The sequence below is a fragment of the Microbacterium deferens genome, assembly GCF_045517775.1.
Taxonomy (GTDB): Bacteria; Actinomycetota; Actinomycetes; order Actinomycetales; family Microbacteriaceae; genus Microbacterium.
Window position 1 is genome coordinate 1,093,398 of record NZ_JBEUWT010000001.1, and the last position, 22,886, is coordinate 1,116,283.

Genomic DNA, 22,886 nt, shown 5'->3' on the forward strand with positions numbered 1-22,886 from the left:
GCAGCGAGCCATTCAAATGAGTTCCAACCGTTCCGACGAGCTGAGCGACGTCGTCGCTGAGCCCACCGCTCACTCTCCTTCCGCACCTCCGCTGCCGACTCAGGCCGCTCCAACTCTGAACTGGCGCAAGCGCTATGCGCGGATGCTCTGGATCAGCGACCTGCTCGTCCTGGCATGGGTCGTGTTCGGTGCCCAGATTGCCTGGATCGGCATGGGCAACGTAGCTGTAGCCGTCCGCCAAGACTCCCGGATCAATGAGTTCTCATATTGGGCATTCTCGGTCATCCTCATTGCCGCCTGGATGTACACGCTGACCTTCGTCGACTCTCGTGGCTATCGAGTCATCGGCAGTGGGTCGACCGAGTACGTGCGCATCGCCACGTCAAGTTTCCGGCTCTTCGGGTTCATCGCCATCATCGCGTTTCTCTTCCGCATCGATGTAGCGCGCGGATTTCTCCTCATAGCCCTGCCCGTTGGCATTCTCGTCTTGCTCGCGGAACGCTGGTTGTGGCGGCAATGGCTTGGCGCCAAGCGCCGAAATGGCGAGTACGCCGCGAGAGTGCTTCTCGTAGGGTCGGAATCATCAGTGGCACAGATCGCGCGCGAACTGCACCGCTCCCCCGGTTCGGGATACCAGGTGGTCGGCGCATGCGTGCCGTCGGGCCAAGTGGCGGGGACAATCGCCGGCACGACGATCCCGATCATGGGCTCGGTCTCGGCAGTCGGTCGAGCGATTCAGGCCACCGGCGCTGACACGGTCGCAGTGACGAGCACTGACGAGCTTCCCCCCGACAAGGTCAAAGAGATCTCCTGGAACCTCGAGGCCGGCAAGCAGCATCTCGTGCTCGCGCCCAGCATCGTCGACATCGCGGGACCTCGCATCCACATGCGCCCGGTGTCGGGGCTTCCCCTCATCCACGTCGAGACGCCCCGCTTCACCAAGGGTCAGCTCTTCGTCAAGCGGATGCTCGACCTGAGCGCATCGATCATAGGCGTTATCCTAATTAGCCCGATACTCGCTTTCCTCGCCATTACTGTGCGACTCACGAGCCAAGGCCCCGTGCTCTTCCGCCAGACCCGCATCGGGCTGCGCGGTAAGGAGTTCACCATGATCAAGTTCAGATCAATGGTGACCAACGCGGAAGACCTACTCGAGCAGCTGCAACGCCAGCAACGTGACGCCGGCAACGAGGTGCTCTTCAAGATGAAGAACGACCCGCGCATCACCCCGGTAGGACGCATCATGCGCAAGTTCAGCCTCGACGAGCTCCCCCAGCTCTTCAACGTAATTGGTGGCTCAATGTCGCTCGTCGGCCCGCGACCACCGTTGCCTAGCGAAGTCGCCCAGTATGCTGACCACGTTCACCGGCGCTTTCTCGCGAAACCAGGTATTACAGGCCTATGGCAGGTCAGCGGACGATCGTCCCTCTCATGGGAAGACTCAGTTCGACTTGACCTTTCATACGTCGAGAACTGGACGCTCCTCGGCGACCTCGTGATCATGGCCAAGACCGCGCGCGCCGCGGTGGCGCCCGGCGAAACCGCACACTAGCTACAGGGCTTCAAAGCTCACAGCTCGACCCACGAGCTCTACGAAGGGAAAGAATTGCGCGCTCTCATAACTGGAGTAGCCGGCTTTATCGGCAGCTCACTCGCACGCGAACTGCTCGATCGCGGCGACCAGGTCGTCGGTATCGACTCGCTCACCGACTACTACTCCAAGGATTTGAAGCGAGACAATCTCGCTCGACTAGATTCGAACCGATTCACCTTCATTGAGTCCGATGTCCGGGACCTCGATCTTCCCGAACTGCTCAGCACCATAGACGTCATCTATCACCAGGCGGGCCAACCTGGAGTGAGAATGTCGTGGGGTTCAGACTTTGGTATCTATACCGAACTGAACGTCAACACCACGCAAGTGCTCCTGGAAGCAGCATCACGCTCTCAGACCGTAAAGCGATTCGTCTACGCATCATCCTCATCGATCTACGGTGACGCCCCCGATTTCCCAACTGGGGAATCAGAGCTGCCTAGGCCGCTCAGCCCTTACGGCGTGACTAAACTCGCTGCAGAACACCTCTGTGTCCTCTATGCGAAAAATTTCGGCCTATCGACGGTTTCTCTTCGGTACTTCACGGTCTACGGCCCCCGGCAGAGACCTGACATGGCATTTACGCGGTTCTTGCGCGCCGCCGAAGCCGGTGAAGCAATAGAGCTGTACGGCGATGGTTCCCAAATTCGCGACTTTACTTTCATCAGCGACATCGTCAGAGCCAATATCCTCGCCGCACAAGGCGACATCCCACCGGGCTCGGTGTTCAACGTCGCGGGCGGCTCAAGCGTCTCAGTCAATGAAGTGATCGACATCATCTCCTCGCTCACCGGCACAACAGTCAAAGTAAACCGCAGCGCTAGGGCTCTCGGAGACGTGAAGCGCACGGGAGGGAGCACGGATGCCTTCGCAACCGCGACAGGGTGGACTCCGACTCACTCTATTGAAGACGGACTACAGCGCCAGCTCGAATGGGTTCGACACAGCTGATCACGAAGGCTCCCCTGTCAATCACTTAGGCGTCAAAACCAGGCCTATCTGGCTTGCGGACGAAATTCGCACCGACGGTTTTCGGTGATGTTCTGCTCTAAACCTCGGAGGAATGAAATGCGTATCGCGCATGTAGTCACGTACGTCTCAGCAGACGGCGCTTTCGGGGGTCCGCTAACCGTCGCCACTCAGCAGTGCCGTGAGCTGGTGGCGCGCGGGCACGATGTACACCTAGTCGCCGGTTGGGACGGTAAACCAAGTCAGGAGATCCCCGGCGTCCAACAGCATCTGTTTCGAGCGACAAAAGTTGGACCTGGTTTGAGCGGCCTAGTTTCACCCGGACTCGTGCGGTGGGTCCGCTCGAATGCTGGCAGCTTCGACGCGATTCACATTCATTCGGGCAGGGACCTTGTCTCAACCTCCGCAATGCGGGCAATTCGCAGCTATCATGGGCGACTCATACTGCAAACGCACGGCATGATAATGCCGGACGAGAGACTGAAGGCTCAACTAGTGGACCGCCTCGTGATACGCGCAGCCCTGTCACAGGCCGCGTCGGTCTTATCATTAAGCGATGCGGAGTCGAACGGCCTGAGGAGCGTTGCGCGCAGTCCCATAAATCTCATGCAAATAACAAATGGAATCACCCGGGAGCTCAGCGAGTCCACCAAAAATCGGGAACAAGACTTAGTGATCTTTCTCGCGCGACTGCACCCTCGGAAGAGAGTGATGGCCTTCGTTTCTGCCGCGAAAGAGCTACTTGCGCGAGGTGATGCAATCAGATTCGAAATATGGGGCCCGGACGAGGGCGATCTACCGGAACTTGAGAACGCTCTGTCCTCCCCCGAAGCGAGTCGAAGTATCGTCTATCGAGGACCCGTCCAACCAGGCCTCGCCCGTGATGTCCTGAGTAGAGCCGCGGTCTATGTGTTGCCCAGCTACGGCGAGGTCTTCCCGATGACTGTTCTTGAAGCGATGGCGGCAGGCACCGCAGTCGTCACCACGCATGACAGCGCTATAGCGGACCGCCTAGCGTCTGAAAACTCCGCCGTCATCACAGACGGGACGCCTGAGACAATTGCGACCGCCATTCACGAGCTGGTAGCCGATCCGCTCCACCGTAGCCGCGTTGTCGAATCTGCGAACCACGCACTTGACACTTGGCTGGGTATCGGCCACGTAGTTGACCAGCTCGAGGCAATCTATCAGTGACGGTCAGTTCGGACTGACGCGAGGTTCCTACGCTCAGAATGTCTCCGCCCGTGGCTTAGTTGTCGCAAGGTCACGAAATGCACGACCAGGAGAAGCAGCGCAGTCCAAGCGAGTGCCCGAACCGGGAAATCGGCCGAGTAGCGAGGCAGTTCCGCGAACAGCGCAAGAGTCGAGATATAGAGGACAGCGCGAACGGGATTCAGAGGGTCCCTATTCAACCCCCGCGCCATGCTTCCCGCAAAGATACCCAGGATTAGAAGTATCCCTATAACTCCTGGGACACCGAAATCCATGTAGGCGTCAGAGATGACGTTACTCCCGGTGTTCCAAACCGCGTTCGGACCCAAAATTACGTCACCCAGAAGTTCAGCTGACGTGTAGTAGGGCGGATCGAAGTATGTCACGAAGAGTCCCCGCAACAAGGGAATAACCCCGAGCAGACCGACCATCTTGTATGTCCCGAACGCAAAGTCATAAGACTCAGGGACAGCAACCACGGATGCCCGTAGAGTAATCGTTGTGATGTTAAAGCTAGATTCGTCACTTTGGCTACTTGCCGCAACCGCGCCTGGATCCCCGCCCATACGCGCAATCTCAACAAAGTTGTATAGAAGCAGGCCTCCGGCGAGGCTAGCGAACAATACGATCAACGACGCCCTCTTCCACAGAGTGAAGACTCCACCTCCCAGAGCGATTGCAAGCAGGAGAAAGGAGTTTCGGTCTCCTAGGGTGAGCCACCGGAGCGCCCAGATGATGGCAATACTGAGCCCAAACCACATAGTCCAGGGAACGCGCCACTTCATCGATTTCGTGAAAACCCACACGGCGATGCTCACAATACTGAAGACAAGTATCAGAAGAGATATGCCCTCAGCGATCACCCCACCATCCGTTGAACCGGTGTATCGCCCTTCGCCCTCGGTCCGCCACCCAGCGCCCAAATAGATTGCGACAAGCGCGGCCAAGATCAGAGCCGAGATGCCGCCGAGTCGGACGCTGAAGACCTCGGAATAGTCATCCGTGCGCACAAACCAGGATCGCGTCTTGGCTGCGGCTGGGTTGCCCATCACCGCACTGTGCTGGACGACGATCCTGTAGCCGAAAGAGAAACAGATCGCACCAATCGTGGAGAGTGTAATAGCCTCATTCGATCCCAGAACAAACGTGTTGAGAACAAACCTGCTGACAGCTGGCTCTGTCCCCCGTAAAAGATACTCTTGGTAGGGAAGATAGAAGATCAAATAGTAGAATATGAAGAACAGTGTCTCCACGGTGAAGTATGTCGGCACCCACGGGACCACCCTCTGGGGAATGACAACGCACCGCACGGCAAGGAGAACAAAGACTGCAAGATTTATTCCTATTACGACTGGACTAATCCCACGATCCACCGTGACATAGATTAGAACAAATATCGCCAACGTGATCAATTCGAGCGCCCGCGCGGTCCAACTGGCTAGCATTGACGGATTTAGCATGTCAGCGCTTCCTTCCGAATCGCGACGAGGCCCATGCAACGAGCTGATGCCTCGACGACGCTTCAAACATGCCAAACCAAGTGGTGGCGGACGCTACCAGAAACCATGTCAACCCCAACGCGACTGTCGACCAGCCTTCTGCTCTTCCGATAGCCACGCCGAACCCCCATGAGGCACACAGGAGCAGCACCGCGAAGATCCATGTGCGCTTAGGGATGGATGCCTTCGGGATCACACCAGCCACCAACCTGGGATATGCGACACTCGCGACCAATCGAACAACGAAGACGCTCAACAAGCTCCAGATCAGGCTGCCTGTCATCTGAAAAACCACCACCGCGACAGTGAAGCCAACGACGACGACCAAGACGCCGATAAGCACTCGAGCTCGCATCCGCAGCGCGGCATCGAGCACCTGGGTGTCGAGACGTATAAGGGCAAGCTGAAGTCCTAGGACAACGAGCACGAGGTTCACTGCATCTCCCTGATACTGCGCCTCGCCCACCCAGATACTCACGAAGGTCCCATTCAACGCCAGCACCCCGGCCAACATAACGGCGGAAACTACGAGCACCCAAGTCCGCACCTGTTTGGCGAGCGCGCTGGCCCGCTCCCCATCGCCGGCGCCGATGAAAGCCCCCAACTGAGGCATGAAACCGCTGGCTGTGATCAAAGCGATCACAAGAACGAATTGCAGAACGTAGGACGTGAACGTGTACTGCGTCACCGCGGAGGCGCCGATCATAAAACTGATCAGCACCAGCTCGGTTGAGAGCAGCGCCTTCTCCACGGCTGCGCCGCCCAGCGTCCAAGCGCTGAATCCAGTTACACGGCCGATGTCCCGCCGTGTCGGGCGCTTCACACCCCACCACGCGACAGACTGTCGAGCAATGAACCAGGTGCCGGCACCATTCAGGATTGCCCCAGCTGAAACAATAATCGCGAGCTCGACGATACCGCCACCATTGAGCGCAGCGAGGATCATTGCGACGTTGCTGATAACGTAGATTACGGTTGTCAGCAGCATCGAACGATAGCCGAGATTCACTCCTACGAGTACAGAGTCGGGAATGGATAGAAGCCCACCAAGGACGAGACTCGCCATCAGAACTCCGCCCGCAGCGGTCGCGATGGGCACCTGCTCTGAAGACAATCCATTAATTAAAGCCGGCAGGAAAAACGTCACCGCCGCCGCGATGACGAGAAGAACCGGAAGCCAGAGAAGCCACACAACGAGTGCAGCCCCGATGTCACGCCGCTTCTCGTCCGAAGACAAGTGGTTTCTGTTGGCTACGACCCATTTGAGAGCCTGTGTAGACCGGCCATCGGCAACCGATGCCAAATCAAGATACCGCTGGATTGCCTTCCAAACCCCGAAGTTTTGAGACCCAAGGGCCGAGAGCAGAAGTGGATTTACCACCAAGCCGGCGAGTGCCACCACCGCAAAATTCGCGTAGTAGGAGAGTAGGTTCTTGCGCGAGGCACTAGTCACGTCAATGCCACCCATGAGTGATCTGTTCCCGCGGGCCGAATGGCGCCCTCAGGCCGGAACGGTAGAGGTTCAGTTCTGTGCGCCAAGCAGATAGGAAAGGTAGACCTGGGCTCTGTCGTCGAATTCACCGTCGTCTCGGCGACCACTGGAAATCAGCTTCGCGCTTAGCGAGATAATCACTCGAAGAGCCAATAATCTTCGCAGGATTGCCTGCACAGACCGTTCCCGCCGGTACATCTTTGGTCACTACTGACCCCGCGCCGACAATAGACCCGTCGCCTACCGTTACCCCAGGGAGTAGAGTCACGCCCATTCCAATGAATGCATAGTCTCCGATCCTGATTGGCGCACGTCGAGCCAGCTCGAGATCCGATTCACCCCTGTAGTGTTCCGCTACGCGGTCGAGACTGAAGTCGTGAGTCAAGAGCCGAACGTCATGACTTATTACACATCTGTTACCGAGCGTGATTCCACCCGATCGATCCCAGTAGACGCGCGGGCTCACCCAGAGCGGATTGCCCACAACAGTCACTCCGAATAACCGCAGAACTCGACGAGATGCCCGCCGATAAAGCCCCTGACTAAACCTGTCGAGGGGCGAAACCAACTTTAAGGCTGCTGACAACATTTCAACCCCCGCTGATACTTTCCTCGAATTTGCTCATGTAAGAACTTCCTACATTCTCGGGCGTCAGCCCGCGAACTACGTTGATCCCGTGCTGAAGATGAGCAGCCGCGTCCTGCTCAGTCAATGCTCGCCGAACCATAGCCGCCGCATCGTCTGGCGAGGAGTCCAGATCGATGAGGTACGGGTATTCTTCGCCCAATACCGCGGTGTGTTCTCGAATTCGGGAAGCCACAACGACGACACCCCGCGCAAGAGCCTCCAGTAGGACATTCGGCAGCCCCTCGTGTCGACTCATTGTAATCACCACTGACGCTGAATCCAATTCTGACGCGACATCATCAATAAAGCCGACGAATGCCACGTTTTCGCTCATCCCAACTTCGTCGGCGAGAGCCACCAGGTCCTCGCGCTTCGACCCTTCGCCGACTATGCGCAACTCGACACCCGACATTTCCGGCAGGAGCCTCGAACATGCAAGTATCGTAGCTTCGTGATTCTTCTGCGGTTCTAGTCGACCGACGCTTAGTATACGAGCAGGTACCGGCCTTTCTCGATATTTCCGAAATTCGGCGAGGACGATGTTCGGTATAACGTCGATTGGGCCTCGGTACCGAGCGTTGTTCCAATACGTGGCGCCAGGGGCAGAGTTGGCGATTATTCGATCTGCGCCTCGGCCAATGACCTTACGAACTCGATATGTCAGACCGGGTGGATATTTAGAGTCTCGCTCGGCCTGAATCCAAACCAGTTTCGGGAAGAAACGCGCGACGATGCCCATCAAAATGTCCGCCGGATGCAACCACGACATTACAACATTTGGCCGCACCTGGCGAACAGTCTGAAAAACGTGGACTAATGCCGAGACGCTGGCAAAGTTCTCTACTTGGAAACGGTGGATAGTGAGATTGCTCGCGTCAAGACGCCATTCATGCGCACCGCTCGCGAGAACCATCAAATGCAGATCTATCCCCGGCCTTCGCTGGAGTTCATTGAGGAGGGCGATGCACTGCCTCTGCGCCCCACCGTCTCCAAGGCTAGGTATGAAGAACATAACGCGCATCAGCGGACTAGTTCCCTTGCTCATTCATGTCCTTGTACCGCGCCTCTAGATACTTACGTTTGTCGAGCGGCGCAAGCCTCTTAGTACTAATGCCGGACGCGACGGATCTTTCAGAATATTCTTCTATCGACCGGATAACGCGTGCAGGAACCCCAACCGCAACACAGTTTGAGGGAATGTCTCGACTCACCACGGCTCCAGCGCCAACCACCACGTTGTCACCGATGGTCACACCGGGTAATACCACGCATCCGTATCCGAAGTAGACGTTCGAACCGACTTTGATCGGTTTGATTATGTCGAGATCGGGGTTGTCTCCCCGGAGTACCCAGACTCCTCCGTCGTGTGTCTCAAACCTGGTCTTCGTCGCGCTCACGTGGTCTCCGAGCGACACTAGGTATGGTTCGGTGCTGAAAGAGACGTCAATCAATCTGCAGTCGTCACCAACCGTGACTCCGATGGAGCGCGCGTAGTCAACAGGGCGAGCGCGCCGGTATATCGCCGCAAGTAGACGCCGAATCAAGACGCACCACCGTCCTCACTAGTTTGTTTAAATCTCTGTCCGGTGACTTTCGGCACGCCTGCAGAGAAGATCGCACCACTAGGTACGTTCTCTGCGACGACAGTGAGTGGGGTCACGAGTGCCGATTGGCCGATGTTGACCCCACCAAGAATCATGCATCGCGAGGTTACCCACGCCCCGTCACCGATGCGTACGGGTCGGGTGACGAGTGCCATATCCCGGCGATGAGCGTGGCTGCCTGTCGTCACGAAAGTCTCTTGGGAGATGACAACGTCGTGACCGACATAAATATGGTCCTGATTATGAAACCACACGCCCTCGCCGATCCAGGAGCGATCTCCAATATGGAGCTTCCACGGGAACTTGACGCGGGTGCGAGGGCGGAAAACGACTCCAGAACCGATCTCGGCACCAAATGCGCGCAGAACTCGAACGCGGAGGCTCGAACTGATCTGCCAGGGGTTTGTGACGAACAACAGCTCGCACACGGCCCACAGGTATACGACCCATGACGGGCGGTCCCAGGCGGCGCGTTCACCGGGGGCCTGCGAAAGGTCAATCACCGGAACTTCAGACATTGGGCACCTTCTGAAACGAGACGGAATCGTTGCCACACTAAGGTCGAGACCATGCCGCGTCTCGCCCCCGCAGTCACCTTACTGGGGATCAACTACCCGCCTGAACCGACGGGCATCTCGCCCTACACAGGCGCGATGGCCATCGGTCTCGCCCGCAACGAGCGCCGCGTCGAAGTGGTCACAGCGCACCCTCATTATCCGGACTGGAAAATCCGGGAAGGTTACGGCCAGTGGTCGCGCAGGGAACATCTCGACGGAGTGGCCGTCACACGGCTGCGTCATTACGTGCCGACCAAGCCCACCGGGGTGCGGCGCCTTCTCTCTGAGGTCAGCTTCGGCGTGCGTCTCGTCGGCGCTCGATGGCACCGCCCCGACGCCATCGTTCTGATCTCCCCCGCACTCTTCTCGTCCGCCTTCGCCGCGGTGCGTGCACGCATTTTCCACCGGCGCACACCCGTCGTCGTGTGGGTGCAGGATCTTTACACGCTCGGTCTCTCCGAAACCGGCCAGGGATCCGGCCTGACTGGCCGCGTGATCCAAGCGGTCGAGGGGTGGCTACTGCGCCGGGCCGACCGGGTCGTCGTCATTCACGAGCGATTCGCACGACGAGTCTCGAAAGACTTCTCCATCCCCCGAGACCGCATCGAGGTCGTTCGCAACTGGACGCACCTACCCCCGATGCCGCCGGTCGACCGCGCCGCGGCACGACGCGCACTCGGCTGGGGTGATGAAACCGTCGTCCTCCATGCGGGCAACATGGGCGTGAAACAGGGCCTCGACAACGTCCTCGCCGCGGCACGCCTCGCCGACGAGAGCGGTGCCAGCATCCGGTTCGTACTGATGGGCAACGGGGGCGAGAAAGCGCGTCTCTCGAAGGAAGGCGCGGGCATCGGCGCGCTGCAGTTTCTCCCCCCGCTTCCTGACGATGAGTTCGCTCAGGCCCTCACCGCAGCCGACGTGCTTCTGGTAAACGAGAAGCCCGGCGTCGCCGAGATGGCCGTGCCCAGCAAGCTCACGTCGTACTTCTCGACCGGTCGCCCCGTTCTCGCGGCCACCGACGAAACGGGCATCACTGCCGAGGAGGTCACGACCGCCGCTGCCGGCGTCGTGGTTCCTGCCGGCGACCCGTCGAAACTGTTGGATGCAGCACTCGCGCTCGGCGCAGACGCTGCGCGTTCGACCGAGCTCGGCGCCAACGGGCTGAACTACCGAAACACAGTGCTCGACGAAACATTCGCGATCGATCGATTCGCTACGCTTCTCTCGCTGCTCATCGACGGGGATGGCTCACGAACGTCCGATCTTCACCAACGTCCGAGCAAAACCTCCATCTGAACGGGGCTTCAGTTGACCAAGCGCGCACTCATCACCGGCATCACGGGGCAAGACGGCTCCTACCTCGCCGAGCTTCTGCTGTCGAAGGGCTACGAGGTGCACGGTCTGATCCGCCGCGCGTCGACCTTCAACACGCACCGCATCGACCACCTCTACGTCGACCCGCACGACCCGAGCGCGAAGCTCTTCCTGCACTACGGCGACCTCAGCGACGGCGCCCGCATGGTGACGCTCATGGCGCAGATCGACCCCGATGAGGTCTACAACCTCGCCGCGCAGTCGCACGTGCGCGTCTCGTTCGACGAGCCCGAGCACACCGCCGACACCACCGGCACCGGAACCATCCGCCTGCTCGAGGCCGTGCGCCTCTCGGGCGTGAAGACGAAGTTCTACCAGGCGTCGACGTCGGAGCTCTACGGTGCGACTCCCCCGCCGCAGGATGAGAACACGCCCTTCTACCCGCGCTCGCCCTACGGCGTCGCGAAGCTCTACAGCTACTGGATCACCAAGAACTACCGCGAGGCGTACGACATGTTCGCGGTGAACGGCATCCTGTTCAACCACGAGTCACCCCGCCGCGGTGAGACGTTCGTGACCCGCAAGATCACCCGCGCCGTGGCCCGCATCAAGGCCGGCGTGCAGAAAGACATCTACCTCGGCAACCTCGACTCGATCCGCGACTGGGGTTACGCGGCCGAATACGTCGAAGGCATGTGGCGCATCCTGCAGGCCGACGAGCCCGAAGACTTCGTGCTCGGCACGGGCGTCGGCTACACGATCAAAGACTTCCTCGAGACCTCGTTCGGTCACGTCGGGCTCGACTGGCAGGAGTTCGTGAAGTTCGACGAGCGCTACCTGCGCCCCACCGAGGTCGACGCCCTCATCGGCGACCCCTCGAAGGCTGCTGACAAGCTCGGCTGGGTTCCCACGATCGATGGCAAGGAGCTCGCCAAGCTCATGGTTGACGCCGACGTGGAAGCACTCGAAAAGGGCGCGGAGTGGATCGACACCGTCAAGCTCGCCTCGTGGGGCACCGCGTGACCGCCGTCGACGGAGTCGACTACTCCCCCGCCGAGCTCGACCGCGACGCGACGTTCTACGTCGCCGGGCACCGCGGACTCGTGGGTTCGGCGATCTGGCGCAAGCTCGAAGCATCCGGGTTCGAGAACCTGGTCGGCAAGCCCTCGGCCGAGCTCGACCTGAAAGACCGCGACGCCGTCTTCGCCTACATGGGCGAGACCAAGCCGAAGTACGTCGTTCTTGCGGCGGCGAAGGTGGGCGGCATTCTCGCCAACAGCACCTACCCCGTCGACTTCCTGAGCGACAACATGCGCATTCAGGTGAACGTGCTCGACGCGGCGCTCAAGAACGACGTCGAGCGCGTGCTGTTCCTCGGCTCCTCGTGCATCTACCCGAAGTTCGCCGAGCAGCCGATCCGCGAAGACTCGCTGCTCACCGGGCACCTCGAAGAGACGAACGACGCCTACGCGATCGCGAAGATCGCCGGCATCCTGCAGACCCAGGCCGTGCGACGCCAGTACGGCCTGCCCTGGATCAGCGCGATGCCGACCAACCTCTACGGCCCGAACGACAACTTCTCGCCGAAGGGTTCGCACGTGCTGCCGGCCCTCATCCGTCGCTACGACGAGGCCACGAAGTCGGGCGCTCCCACGGTGACGAACTGGGGCACCGGCACGCCGCGGCGCGAGTTCTTGCACGCCGACGACATGGCCGACGCCTGCCTGCACCTGCTCGAGCATTACGACGGACCCGACCAGGTCAACGTCGGCACGGGCTCTGACGTCACCATCCGCGAGATCGCCGAGACCATCGGCGAGGTCGTCGGGTTCGACGGTGAGACCGAATGGGACACCACGAAGCCCGACGGCACCCCCCAGAAGCTGCTCGACGTGTCGAAGCTGGCCGAGGCGGGCTGGACCTCGAAGATCTCGCTCAGCGAAGGACTCGACCGCACTGTCGCGTGGTACCGCGAGCACGTCGACACCCTGCGCGGCTAGTGCAGCGGCATATCGTTCTGTTCCGGGTTCGTGACGATGTCACGAGCCCGGAACTGTTCACGGCCATCGACACCCTGCGCGCGCTCGAGCCGGTCGCCGGCGCCGAGCTGTGGCGGGTCGAGCTGTCGACCGACGAGCGCAAGGGTCGCGTCATCGTCGAAGATGCGACCTTCGAGACGGATGCTGCTTTCTCACGCTTCCTCGCCCTGCCCGAACATCGCGCGGCCGGCGAGGTGATGGCCCGCATCTCGGACTGGTGGGTCGGCGACTACATCGCCTGAGCGACCGGGCCGCTCAGCGGGCAGCGGGCTTCATGTCGTAGGTGACCCAGGGCGTCGCCGCTGCTACCCGGTCGTACACGCGGCGTGCCGCGGCGTTGTCAGATGCCGTGATCCAGCGCACGACGCTCGCACCCTCCGCTGCGGCGAGCGCGGCCGCCTCCTCCAGCAGGGCCGTCGCGACACCCGAGCCGCGGGCCTCGGGAGCAGTGAAGAGGTCATCGAGATACAGCCCCATCGTCGCGGTCGACGGACGCGCGAATCGACGCAGATGAGCGAGCCCGACGAGCTCGTCATCGACGGAGGCGACCAGCCCGATGAAACCGTGCTGCGCGGTCGACACCCACTCCCACGTGGTGCTGACCGCTCGCGCATCATCGTCGAGTCTGTAGAACGCGCGATAGCCCTCATAGAGCCGCGACCACGCGGCTTCATCTGTCTCGAGAACGCGCCTGACCTGAACCACCATCAGCTCAGCCTAGGCAGCGCGAGCAGCCGCTCGAACAACACCGCACACCCCGGCCACAGGGGCCGCGGCAGGTCGTCGACGGCGAACCAGCCGAAGTCGAGCGCCTCGTTCTGCGGCTGCGGATTCCCGATCGCCGTGACCACGAACGACAACCCGATTGCGTGCTTGCGTGGGTCATCGCCGTAGCGCAGGTGCGCAGCATCCGCCGGCAGATCGTCAGGAGGAAACCACTGGTACACGTAGCCCGGCTGCGGATCGGCGGGTAGTTCGAGGTCGACGGCGATCGTGTCGCGTGCGTGACGGCCGAGCGCCTGGCGGATGCTCTCGCCCCGACCGATGCGTCCGCCGAGGTGGCACCACACCTGCCCGTGCGGAGACTCGCGCAGGATGAGGCCGATCTCACGGCGGCCGTTCTCGATGCGTTCGGGAACGAAGTCGACGCACGCCAGCGGCACCGATCTCTCGACCAGGGCGTAGGTGTCGTCGGGCAGGAAGAGCATGCGTCGAGCATCCCAGACCGGGGCGGCGGTGTTGGCCGGCGACAGCGCGAGCCGCGCGCGACATCGGTGCGGAGGAGATTCGCGCGCCTCCACGCCTTAACACGACCGTAACGAGCGCGACCTGTGTGCGCCTCACAGCCGCGGCAAGATACTTGTGATCACAAATCACGGAGGACTCATGGACTCACAGCCGATACAGGTCGCCACGGTGAGCGACGAGGTGTACACCCGTCTGCACCAGGCGATCACGAGCGGTGCGCTCATGCCCGGAATGAAGCTGACGATCCGATCGATCGCTGAGTCGTTCCACGTGAGCACGATGCCTGTGCGCGACGCGTTGCGCCGCCTCGAGGCCACCGGGCTCGTCGTGTTCGGCCGCCGCAGCGTGACCGTCACGTTGCTTTCGCCTGACGAGGTGGAACAGGTCTTCCAGATCCGCCTGCGGCTGGAACAGTTGGCGGCCGAGTGGGCAATCCCCCGGATTCGACCGCAAGATCTCGACGACCTCGAGCACATCCTCGCGCAGATGGACGACCCCACCCTGTCGGCCGATCAATGGCGAGTGCTCAATCAGCAATTCCACCTGCGCTTCTACGAGAGGGCTGAAAGCGAGCACCTGCTCAGGCTCATTCGCGACGTGTGGAACAAGGTCGAGCCGTACATGGCCATATACGCCTCTCGTGTCGACGATTTCGCCGAGGCGCAGCAGCAGCACCGGTTCATGCTCGACCTCATCCGTCGAGGAGACCTCTCAGGGCTCCTCATGTCGACCGCTCATCACCTCGATTACACGGCCCAGACCGTCGTCTCCGCTCTCATCGATCCATCCGTCTCCTGACCCCCCACGTGCCGGCGCGGCGTACCCGGCACGAGCATCACCGCTCTTTCCGCACCTGCGGGTGAGCGCTTCCACCCCTTTTGCAGGATCCCCCTGCCCACTGGAGGTCTACGTCACCATGTCTCAGACGCTTGAAAAAGAGGTCTTCCACGACGAGTTCGAGTCCACGCCCGTACCCGCAGACAAGCGCAAGTCGCTGCTGTCGGTGTCGTCGGTGTGGGCCGGATTCCCCATGATCATCACGGCGGCGATGACCGGCGCAACGCTGGTGCACGGCCTCGGCTTCGGCGGCGGCCTGGTCGCCATGCTGATCGGCAACGCGTTGCTCTTCGTCTACGTCGGCCTGCTGAGCGGCCTCGGCGCGAAGACCGGCTTCAACTTCTCGCTCCAGGCCTCCCGCACGTTCGGGCGCAAGGGCTACATCGTCTGCTCGGCGCTGCTATCGACGCTGGTCATCGGCTGGTTCGCCGTGCAGACAGGCCTCGTCGGCGCCAGCATGGAGAGCGCTTTCGGCCTCAACGCGGCTCTCGTCGCCCTGGTCGCGGGTGTCTTGTTCACGTTGCTCACCCTGCTCGGCATCCGTGCTCTCGCGATCATCGGAGCGATCTCGGTGCCGATGTTCCTGATCCTCGGCATCTACGCGGCGGCGCAGGCCGCCTCCGGCGGCGTCGACGTCTGGAGCTATGAGGGCGACGGAACCACCTCGCTCGCACTCGGCGTCGGAGTGACCCTCGTCTTCGCCCTGTTCGCCGACTCTGGCACCATGACGGCCGACTTCACCCGCTGGGCGAAGACCCCGCGGCAGGCCTGGATCGCCACATCGACGGCCTTCCCCATCGGCAACCTGTTCGCGATGACGATCGGCGGCATCATCGCCGCAGCCACCGCGGGCACCGGCGACCTCTTCGGGATCATCGCCGGACAGGGCGGCATCTTCCCGATCATCGCGATCGTCTTCCTCGTCATCAACCTCGGTTCCGTGTGCACACACTGCCTCTACAACGGTGCGGTGGGCTGGTCGACGATCGTCGGCGGCAAGATGCGCGTGCTGACCGTCATCCTCGGTGCCGTCGGCGTCATCGCCGCGACCTTGGGCGTGTGGAGCTTCTTCATCGACTGGCTCAACCTGCTGGGTGTCATCGTGCCGCCTATCGGCGCGATCATCATCATCGACCAGCTCGTCGCCCGTCGCGGCGCCGCGACGGGTGTCGCGCCCGCCTTCCGCTGGCAGCCCTTCGCGGCCTGGGCAGTCGGCTCAGGCTCGGCCCTCGCGGTGAACCTCGCCGCACCCGCATGGTCGACGGTGGTCGTCGGTCTGGCGGTCTCGGCGATCGTCTACCTGGCGCTCAGCCTGATGACGCGCTCGTCGCGCGAGCTCCCGACCCCCACCCACGCAACCGTCTAAGAACCCGCACCACTCTCCGAAAGGACTCCGCAGATGCCCGAGACCAACGACCTCGAAGAGCTCACCATCGCTCGATTCCACGAGGGGGTACGCGAGGGGAGCCTGAGCTCGCGCGAACTCACCCAGTGGTATCTCGACCGCATCGCGGCACACAACGTCGACGGGGCCGCGATCAACGCCGTGGTCACGGTCAATCCGTCGGCGCTCGCCGAGGCGGAGGCGCGGGACGCCGCGTTCTCCGCCTCGGGGCAGCTCACCGGCCCGCTGCACGGTGTACCCGTGCTGGTGAAGGATCAGGCCGAAACCGCCGGCATCCCCACCGCATTCGGCTCCGCGGCTTTCGCCGACTACGTTCCCGAGGCCGACGCACGCGTGGTCGAGCTGCTGCGTGCGGCCGGCGCCGTGATTCTCGCCAAGACCGCGATGTGTGATTTCGCCGCCGGCTGGTTCTCGTCGTCGTCGCGCACCGGGCACACCCTGAACGCGTACGACGCCACCCGCGACTCGGGCGGATCAAGCGCGGGCACAGGCGCGGGGGTGTCGGTGAACTTCGGGCTGGTGGGAGTGGGTGAAGACACGGGCGGGTCTATCCGCATCCCCGCATCGTTCAACAACATCTATGGCCTGCGCGTCACTACGGGCCTCATCAGCCGCACGGGCTTCTCGCCGCTGGTGCATTTCCAAGACACTCCTGGCCCGATGGCCCGCACCGTGGAAGATCTCGCAACCCTCCTCGAGGTGATGGTGGGCTACGACCCATCCGACGAATACACCGCGGTGGCGGCCACCGAGCAGAGCGCGGTCGGGTACGCCGCCAGCCTCACCGATGTTCCACCGCTGTCGCGGTGGCGCGTCGGCATCTTGGAGACAGCGTTCGGAGAGGGAGAAGAGGCGCAGGAGGTCAACACTGTCGTACGCCGGGCAATCGCGGACATCACCGCGGCCGGCTCGGCGATCGTCGAGGGACTCGAGATCGACGGACTGCCGCAGTGGATCTCCGACACATCCGTCTACGTGCGTCAATCGCGCAGCGACCTCAACCGCTTCCTCGGATCGCGGCAGGGCCCCGTCGCGTCCTTCGATGAACTCACCGCATCCGGTCGATTCGAGGCGCTGAACGATCTCATTCCCGAGATCGCCGCCGGGCCCGCCGACACCGAGGGCGATACCGAGGTGACGCGGCTGCGGCTCAATCAAGAGCACTTCCGGCGGATGCTGCGCACGCTGTTCGCCGAGGCGGATGCCGACTTCGTCGTCTACCCGACGGTTCAGGTTCCGGCACCCACGCACGAGGGTCTGCGGGCGGGACAGTACACAGCCCTGTCGTTCCCGACGAACACGGTCATCTGGCTATGTCAACTCAAGCCGAACCCACCAGGGCAGTCCAGTGAGGACCCACTTGCATTAGGTGATGCTGTTTCGCCAGGACGTCTTTGCTCTTTGCTGGGCGGATTATGGGGTCGGGTCGGTCTTGGCGCGGGCGGCTTTCCAGACGGCTCGGGCGGCGTCGGCGTTGAGGATGCCGATGCCGACGCCGACGATGATGTCGAGCCAGCCGGGGGCGAACCAGATCGTGAGGATGTCGACGAGGATGATGGCGAGGTTGGCGAGGGCGTCGTTGCGGGCGGATAGCCAGGCGGCTATTGGCCCCGCGGCAACCACAGCAGAGCCGACCATTTCGTTGCAGGCAGAGGCGGGTCATCCAACTCGAATGACAGCAATCCCTGTTGGCACGGATGATGCCCGCCGCTGGTGACCCAGCTCGCCCCGGTGGCAGCCGACGCGGTTCCTCGCCGGTAGGCTGGCGGGTGGCGCTGTCGCGCTTTACCAGGACCCCAGGAGACCAGGGTTGCCGGCGGCGTGGTTGATGAGAGGACTTCTCCTCGGTGGTCAACACGCGTCATGGTGTCGCCACGAACCAGACCAACTGTTCGACCGGAGAGGGCTGCGGCGGCTGAGAGGAGGCCACGGACCCCGACGTCGCCCGCAATGAGTTCATCGAAGCACGCGATGACGCGGAGGCTTTGGCTTGCTGCGGGATCCAGGCGCTGACAATCGTCCAAGTAGCTCTTGCACTGTTGACTCCATTGTCGAGAGGTACCAATTTTCTCATTCTCCGTTCACTCCACCAGCATGCGGCGAAGCCAATCTCGCCGCGCGCGGATCATGCGCCGCGATACGGTGGCGTGGGGCGCGAAGATGTCGCACGCGTGGAACGCGCCGGGCCAGACATGCAACTCGGCTTCGCCCCCGGCTTCCCAAATCGCTCTCGCGTAGTCGACGGCTTCGTCTCGAAAGATCTCGGTCGCGCCAACGTCGATGAACGCGGGCGGCAGTGCTCTGAAATCCATGGCACGGGCGGGAGCGGCGTAGGGCGACACGTCTGGCGCGCCCGCCTTACCGCGCAGCAATGAGTTCCAACCCGTTTCGTTGCTTACCCTGTCCCAGACCCCCATGCCGTCGAACGACCTGGTGGAAGGTGTGCCTCGATCATCGAGCATCGGGTAGTCGAGAAGCTGGCCACACAGACGGGGACCGCCGCGATCGCGGGCAGCAAGTGCCAAGGCTGCGGCGAGGCCGCCTCCTGCGCTCGCGCCGCCGACAACGATCCGATCGGGTCGGATCCCGAGCTCCTGAGCATGTTGAACGACCCACTGAAGCCCGGCGTAGCAATCCTCGAAGGGCACAGGATGAGGATGCTCGGGGGCTAATCGATACTCCACCGTGACGACCTTGATTCCTAAGTCCAAGACCCACTCGATCGCGTCATCGAGGCCACTAAACGCGTCCCCAAACATCATCCCGCCGGAATGCAAGAGATAGACACAGCCGACGAGACCTTGAGTCCCCGTGCGAGCGATGACCGAACCATACATGGAGGCCGCAGAGACGGGGATGTTGATGTCGACTATGTCCAGGGAACGCCCGCCGACCAGATCTTCCCGGGACGGCGACGCATACGCACGCCGCATGTACGGGATGAGATCGGGGGTGATGGTGGGTGGGAACACGCCGCCGATGACGGCCAACGCCGCTCGAAGTTCGGGATCGAACTCGGGACGCTGGGCTCGTGCCATATCACGCCCCTCTGCGACAGTCGCCAGATGATTGACTCTGCGACCACGGTAGTCGGTCTCCGGGCGCGAGTTGCCGCCCCCCATTCGCTGTGGGGCTGAGGCAACCATCGGTATCCGAGCCATCGAACAGACGGCAAACGAGTCACGGGTACCGCTGTCAGCCGGCGATCTTTGCCTCGGCTTGGGCAAGCCGTAGCCAGGTCTCCACGACGGTGTCGGGGTTGAGTGACATCGATTCGATGCCCTGTTCGACGAGCCATTCGGCGAGGTCGGGGTGGTCACTGGGTCCTTGGCCGCAGATGCCGACGTACTTGCCGGCCTTACGGCACGCGGTGATCGCCATCGACAGCATCTTGAGCACGGCAGGGTCGCGCTCGTCGAAGGTCGCGGCGACCAGGCTCGAGTCGCGGTCGAGGCCCAAGGTGAGCTGGGTCATGTCGTTCGAGCCGATCGAGAAGCCGTCGAAGTGCTCAAGGAACTCGTCGGCGAGGACGGCGTTAGAGGGCAGTTCGCACATCATGATGACGCGCAGCCCGTTCTCGCCGCGGCGCAGGCCGTTCTCGGCGAGCAACTCGATGACGGCATGGGCTTCGCCGACGGTCCGAACGAACGGCACCATGATCTCGACATTCGTGAGGCCCATCTCGTCGCGTACGAATTTTAGCGCCTCGCACTCCATGTCGAAGCAGTCGCGGAAGTCCTTCGAGATGTAGCGAGATGCTCCGCGGTACCCGATCATGGGGTTCTCCTCGTGCGGCTCGTACAGATCGCCGCCGATGAGGTTCGCGTACTCGTTCGACTTGAAGTCCGAGAGGCGCACGATGACGGGTTCAGGGGCGAACGCGGCGCCGATCATCGAGATGCCCTCGGCGACGCGCTGCACGAAGTAGTCCCGTGGTGACGGGTAGGCGGCAATCCGTTCGGCGATCTCGTCGTGCAGCGCCGGTTCGAGGGTGTCGAAGTCGAGCAGCGCTCGAGGATGGATGCCGATCTGCCGGTTAATCACGAACTCGAGCCGCGCGAGACCGACGCCCTTGTTCGGGAGCTTTGAGAACGCGAAGGCCTGATCGGGCGTGCCGACGTTGAGCATGATCTTGGTGGGCGACACGGGCATCTCGTCGAGCTTGGTGATGACCTCGTCGAAGCGGAGGATCCCGTCGTACACGAACCCGTTGTCGCCTTCGGCGCACGACACCGTCACGTCGCGGCCATCCGCGAGGCTAATCGTCGCATCGCCCGTGCCGACGACGGCGGGGATGCCGAGTTCGCGGGCGATGATCGCCGCGTGGCACGTGCGGCCGCCGCGGTTGGTGACGATCGCGGATGCGCGCTTCATGATCGGCTCCCAGTCTGGGTCGGTCATGTCGGCCACGAGCACGTCGCCTTCGTGGAACTGATTCATTTGCGCGAGGGAGGTCATCACGCGCACCGGGCCAGCCCCGATCTTCTGCCCGATTGCCCGCCCGCTCGTGATTGCCGTGCCGGACTCCTCGAGTACGAACCGCCGGGTGACGTTACCGTCCGTGCGCGAGACGACCGTCTCGGGACGGGCCTGCAGGATGTATAGCTTCCCGTCGACGCCGTCCTTGCCCCACTCGATATCCATCGGGCGCCCGTAGTGGTCTTCGATCACAAGCGCCTGCCGGCCGAGCTCCTCGACCTCGGCGTCGGTGATGCTGAACTGCGCCCGGTCGGCGACCGGGACATCAGTGAACACCGTGCTCACGCCGGCCGAGCGGCCGTCGGCATAGACCATCTTCAGCGCCTTCTCGCCCACCGACCGCTTCAGGATCGCGGGGCGCCCCTCGCGGAGCGCGGGCTTGTACGCGTAGAACTCGTCCGGGTTCACGGCCCCCTGCACCACCGCCTCACCCAGACCGTACGAACTCGTGACGAACACCGCGCGGTCGAAGCCCGACTCCGTGTCCACCGTGAACAGCACACCGGAAGCCCCGACATCCGACCGCACCATCCGCTGGATGCCGGCAGACAGGGCCACATCGTGGTGGTCGAAGCCGTGATGCACTCGGTACGCGATCGCACGGTCGTTGTAGAGCGACGCGAACACGCTGCGGATCGCGGCGAGGATGTTGTCGATGCCGCTGATGTTGAGGAACGTCTCCTGCTGACCGGCGAACGACGCATCCGGCAGATCCTCGGCCGTCGCGCTCGAACGCACCGCCCACGACACCGACTCCGGATCGGGGTCGCCGCCGACCAGCGCGTCGTACGCGGTGCGGATGTCTGCCTCAAACGCCGACGGGAGGGGCTGCTCCTCTATCCACTCGCGCACGTTCGCGCCGACCCGGGCGAGTTCAGCGACATCCGTCACATCGAGCTCTCCGACCGCGGAGCGGATGCGGTCGTACAACCCGTCCGCGAGCAGGAAATCGCGATACGCGTCGGCGGTCGTGGCGAAGCCGCCGGGCACGCTGACCCCGGCATCCGACAAATTGCTCACCATCTCTCCGAGCGAGGCATTCTTACCGCCGACCTGGGCGACGTCGTTCATGCCGATCTCGGTGAACCAGAGAATATTTTTCGTCATTTCGTGTCCCGATCTGTGGGTGGGGCGCGCTGGGCGATGGACGGAGGCGGTCAGCTGCGCAGTCGCATGGACTGCATGATGACCGCCGACATCTCCTCCACCGATTTGGTGGAGGAGTTGAGGAAGGGCACGCGGTTCCGCCGGTACAGGTCTTCCGCGCGGCGCAACTCGAGCATGCACTGGGCGAGGCTCGAGTACGTCGAATTAGGACGCCGTTCGTGGCGCACCTGGCTCAGGCGCAGGGGCGTCGTAGTGAGGCCGAAACACTTGTCGAGGTAGTGTGCGACGGCGGACGGCAGACCGTCCGACGGGAAGTCGTCGTCGGTCAGCGGGTAGTTCGCCACGAGCAGTCCGTACTGCAACGCGAGGTACATCGTGGTCGGGGTCTTGCCGCATCGCGAGGGCGCGACGATGATCACGTCAGCGATGTCGAGGGCTCGCATGCTCTGCCCGTCGTCGTGCTCGATCGCGTACTCGACCGCCCGCATCCGAGCGAAATACCGCTCGATGTCACCGACGCCGTGATACTGGCCGAGTTGCTCGGACGCGGTCGTCCCGAGGGCGTCCTCGAGCTCGGTGAGGTGGCCGCTCAGAAGGTCGATGAGGAATGCCCCCGATGCGCGCAGCTCGTTGAGAATGTCGTTTGACTTGATCGTGGTGAAGGCGATGGGTTGCCGGCCCGCTTGCACGTGCTCTCTGATGTTCCTCGCCACGTTTCGTGCGCCGTCGACCGTGTCGATAAACGGGATCGTGTACCGGTGAAATGTGACCCCAGGAAAGTTCGCGAGGAGCGCGCTTCCGAGGGTTTCAGCTGTGATCCCAGTGCTGTCTGAAACAAAGTAGGCGGCGCGGCCGCCTGTCTCATTGCTGATCGTGGAAATGTGCGCTGAGGTCGGAATGGT

At 62.2% G+C, this 22,886-nt stretch carries 21 protein-coding genes; 10 read left to right on the top strand and 11 right to left on the bottom strand.

Annotation, left to right across the window (positions count from 1 at the left end; translation table 11 throughout):
- Positions 1-16: 16 nt before the first annotated feature.
- The 3 genes from ABTU82_RS05215 to ABTU82_RS05225 all read left to right on the top strand — a co-directional run bounded on the left by ABTU82_RS05215 (position 17) and on the right by ABTU82_RS05225 (position 3,757).
- Positions 17-1,552: a sugar transferase gene (locus ABTU82_RS05215; protein ID WP_407172175.1), complete on the top strand. Its 1,536-nt coding sequence runs from the start codon at positions 17-19 to the stop codon at positions 1,550-1,552.
- Positions 1,553-1,606: 54 nt separating this feature from the next.
- The gene (locus ABTU82_RS05220) at positions 1,607-2,545 is read left to right on the top strand and encodes an NAD-dependent epimerase/dehydratase family protein (protein WP_407172176.1); all 939 of its coding nucleotides are present in this window, start codon (positions 1,607-1,609) and stop codon (positions 2,543-2,545) included.
- Positions 2,546-2,662: 117 nt separating this feature from the next.
- Positions 2,663-3,757, top strand: coding sequence for a glycosyltransferase (locus ABTU82_RS05225; RefSeq protein ID WP_407172178.1), 1,095 nt, complete (start codon positions 2,663-2,665; stop codon positions 3,755-3,757).
- Here the strand turns inward: ABTU82_RS05225 and ABTU82_RS05230 are convergent.
- The 6 genes from ABTU82_RS05230 to ABTU82_RS05255 form a co-directional block, all read right to left on the bottom strand.
- A complete protein-coding gene (locus ABTU82_RS05230; RefSeq protein WP_407172179.1) occupies positions 3,751-5,220 on the bottom strand; it encodes an O-antigen polymerase in 1,470 nt (489 codons plus the stop codon). The genes ABTU82_RS05225 and ABTU82_RS05230 overlap by 7 nt on opposite strands.
- Before the next feature lie 16 nt (positions 5,221-5,236).
- The gene (locus tag ABTU82_RS05235) at positions 5,237-6,742 is read right to left on the bottom strand and encodes a lipopolysaccharide biosynthesis protein (RefSeq protein WP_407172180.1); all 1,506 of its coding nucleotides are present in this window, start codon (positions 6,740-6,742) and stop codon (positions 5,237-5,239) included.
- A 109-nt stretch (positions 6,743-6,851) separates the two neighbouring features.
- Positions 6,852-7,355 carry an acyltransferase gene (locus ABTU82_RS05240; protein WP_407172181.1) on the bottom strand — a complete coding sequence of 168 codons (504 nt, stop codon included), beginning with the start codon at positions 7,353-7,355 and terminating at the stop codon, positions 6,852-6,854.
- Position 7,356: 1 nt separating this feature from the next.
- Complete coding sequence (locus ABTU82_RS05245; RefSeq protein WP_407172183.1) at positions 7,357-8,439, bottom strand: glycosyltransferase; 1,083 nt, start codon at positions 8,437-8,439, stop codon at positions 7,357-7,359.
- Positions 8,423-8,791: a DapH/DapD/GlmU-related protein gene (locus tag ABTU82_RS05250; protein ID WP_407172184.1), complete on the bottom strand. Its 369-nt coding sequence runs from the start codon at positions 8,789-8,791 to the stop codon at positions 8,423-8,425. The genes ABTU82_RS05245 and ABTU82_RS05250 overlap by 17 nt, the downstream gene beginning before the upstream one ends.
- Before the next feature lie 143 nt (positions 8,792-8,934).
- Positions 8,935-9,516, bottom strand: coding sequence for an LbetaH domain-containing protein (locus ABTU82_RS05255; protein ID WP_407172186.1), 582 nt, complete (start codon positions 9,514-9,516; stop codon positions 8,935-8,937).
- Positions 9,517-9,567: 51 nt separating this feature from the next.
- On the opposite strand from ABTU82_RS05255, the gene ABTU82_RS05260 reads away from it, so the two are divergent.
- The 4 genes from ABTU82_RS05260 to ABTU82_RS05275 are packed head-to-tail and all read left to right on the top strand — an operon-like array spanning position 9,568 to position 13,150.
- Positions 9,568-10,851, top strand: coding sequence for a glycosyltransferase (locus ABTU82_RS05260; protein WP_407172187.1), 1,284 nt, complete (start codon positions 9,568-9,570; stop codon positions 10,849-10,851).
- Positions 10,852-10,863: 12 nt separating this feature from the next.
- Complete coding sequence (gmd, locus tag ABTU82_RS05265) at positions 10,864-11,892, top strand: GDP-mannose 4,6-dehydratase (RefSeq protein ID WP_407172188.1); 1,029 nt, start codon at positions 10,864-10,866, stop codon at positions 11,890-11,892.
- Positions 11,889-12,869, top strand: coding sequence for a GDP-L-fucose synthase family protein (locus ABTU82_RS05270; RefSeq protein WP_407172190.1), 981 nt, complete (start codon positions 11,889-11,891; stop codon positions 12,867-12,869). The genes gmd and ABTU82_RS05270 overlap by 4 nt, the downstream gene beginning before the upstream one ends.
- Positions 12,869-13,150 carry a Dabb family protein gene (locus tag ABTU82_RS05275; protein WP_407172192.1) on the top strand — a complete coding sequence of 94 codons (282 nt, stop codon included), beginning with the start codon at positions 12,869-12,871 and terminating at the stop codon, positions 13,148-13,150. Before ABTU82_RS05270 ends, ABTU82_RS05275 begins: the two co-directional genes overlap by 1 nt.
- A gap of 13 nt (positions 13,151-13,163) precedes the next feature.
- Here the strand turns inward: ABTU82_RS05275 and ABTU82_RS05280 are convergent, their stop codons facing one another.
- Both ABTU82_RS05280 and ABTU82_RS05285 read right to left on the bottom strand, forming a co-directional pair.
- Complete coding sequence (locus ABTU82_RS05280; protein ID WP_407172194.1) at positions 13,164-13,616, bottom strand: GNAT family N-acetyltransferase; 453 nt, start codon at positions 13,614-13,616, stop codon at positions 13,164-13,166.
- On the bottom strand, positions 13,616-14,116 hold the full coding sequence (locus ABTU82_RS05285) for a DUF4916 domain-containing protein (protein ID WP_407172195.1): 501 nt from the start codon (positions 14,114-14,116) through the stop codon (positions 13,616-13,618). Before ABTU82_RS05285 ends, ABTU82_RS05280 begins: the two co-directional genes overlap by 1 nt.
- 178 nt (positions 14,117-14,294) lie before the next feature.
- Here ABTU82_RS05285 and ABTU82_RS05290 point away from each other — a divergent pair, with 178 nt between their 5' ends.
- The 3 genes from ABTU82_RS05290 (at position 14,295) to ABTU82_RS05300 (ending at position 17,991) form a co-directional block, all read left to right on the top strand.
- A complete protein-coding gene (locus tag ABTU82_RS05290; protein WP_407172196.1) occupies positions 14,295-14,954 on the top strand; it encodes a GntR family transcriptional regulator in 660 nt (219 codons plus the stop codon).
- Positions 14,955-15,072: 118 nt separating this feature from the next.
- Positions 15,073-16,359 (top strand): cytosine permease, encoded by a 1,287-nt coding sequence (locus ABTU82_RS05295; protein WP_407172197.1) that lies wholly within the window; start codon positions 15,073-15,075, stop codon positions 16,357-16,359.
- A gap of 33 nt (positions 16,360-16,392) precedes the next feature.
- Positions 16,393-17,991 (top strand): amidase, encoded by a 1,599-nt coding sequence (locus tag ABTU82_RS05300; protein ID WP_407172198.1) that lies wholly within the window; start codon positions 16,393-16,395, stop codon positions 17,989-17,991.
- A 488-nt stretch (positions 17,992-18,479) separates the two neighbouring features.
- Here the strand turns inward: ABTU82_RS05300 and ABTU82_RS05305 are convergent, their stop codons facing one another.
- The 3 genes from ABTU82_RS05305 to ABTU82_RS05315 form a co-directional block, all read right to left on the bottom strand.
- A complete protein-coding gene (locus ABTU82_RS05305) occupies positions 18,480-19,436 on the bottom strand; it encodes an alpha/beta hydrolase (RefSeq protein WP_407172199.1) in 957 nt (318 codons plus the stop codon).
- Between the two features lie 157 nt (positions 19,437-19,593).
- Positions 19,594-21,984: a phosphoenolpyruvate synthase gene (ppsA, locus tag ABTU82_RS05310; protein ID WP_407172201.1), complete on the bottom strand. Its 2,391-nt coding sequence runs from the start codon at positions 21,982-21,984 to the stop codon at positions 19,594-19,596.
- A gap of 50 nt (positions 21,985-22,034) precedes the next feature.
- Positions 22,035-22,883 (bottom strand): pyruvate, water dikinase regulatory protein, encoded by an 849-nt coding sequence (locus tag ABTU82_RS05315; protein ID WP_407173295.1) that lies wholly within the window; start codon positions 22,881-22,883, stop codon positions 22,035-22,037.
- Positions 22,884-22,886: the final 3 nt, after the last annotated feature.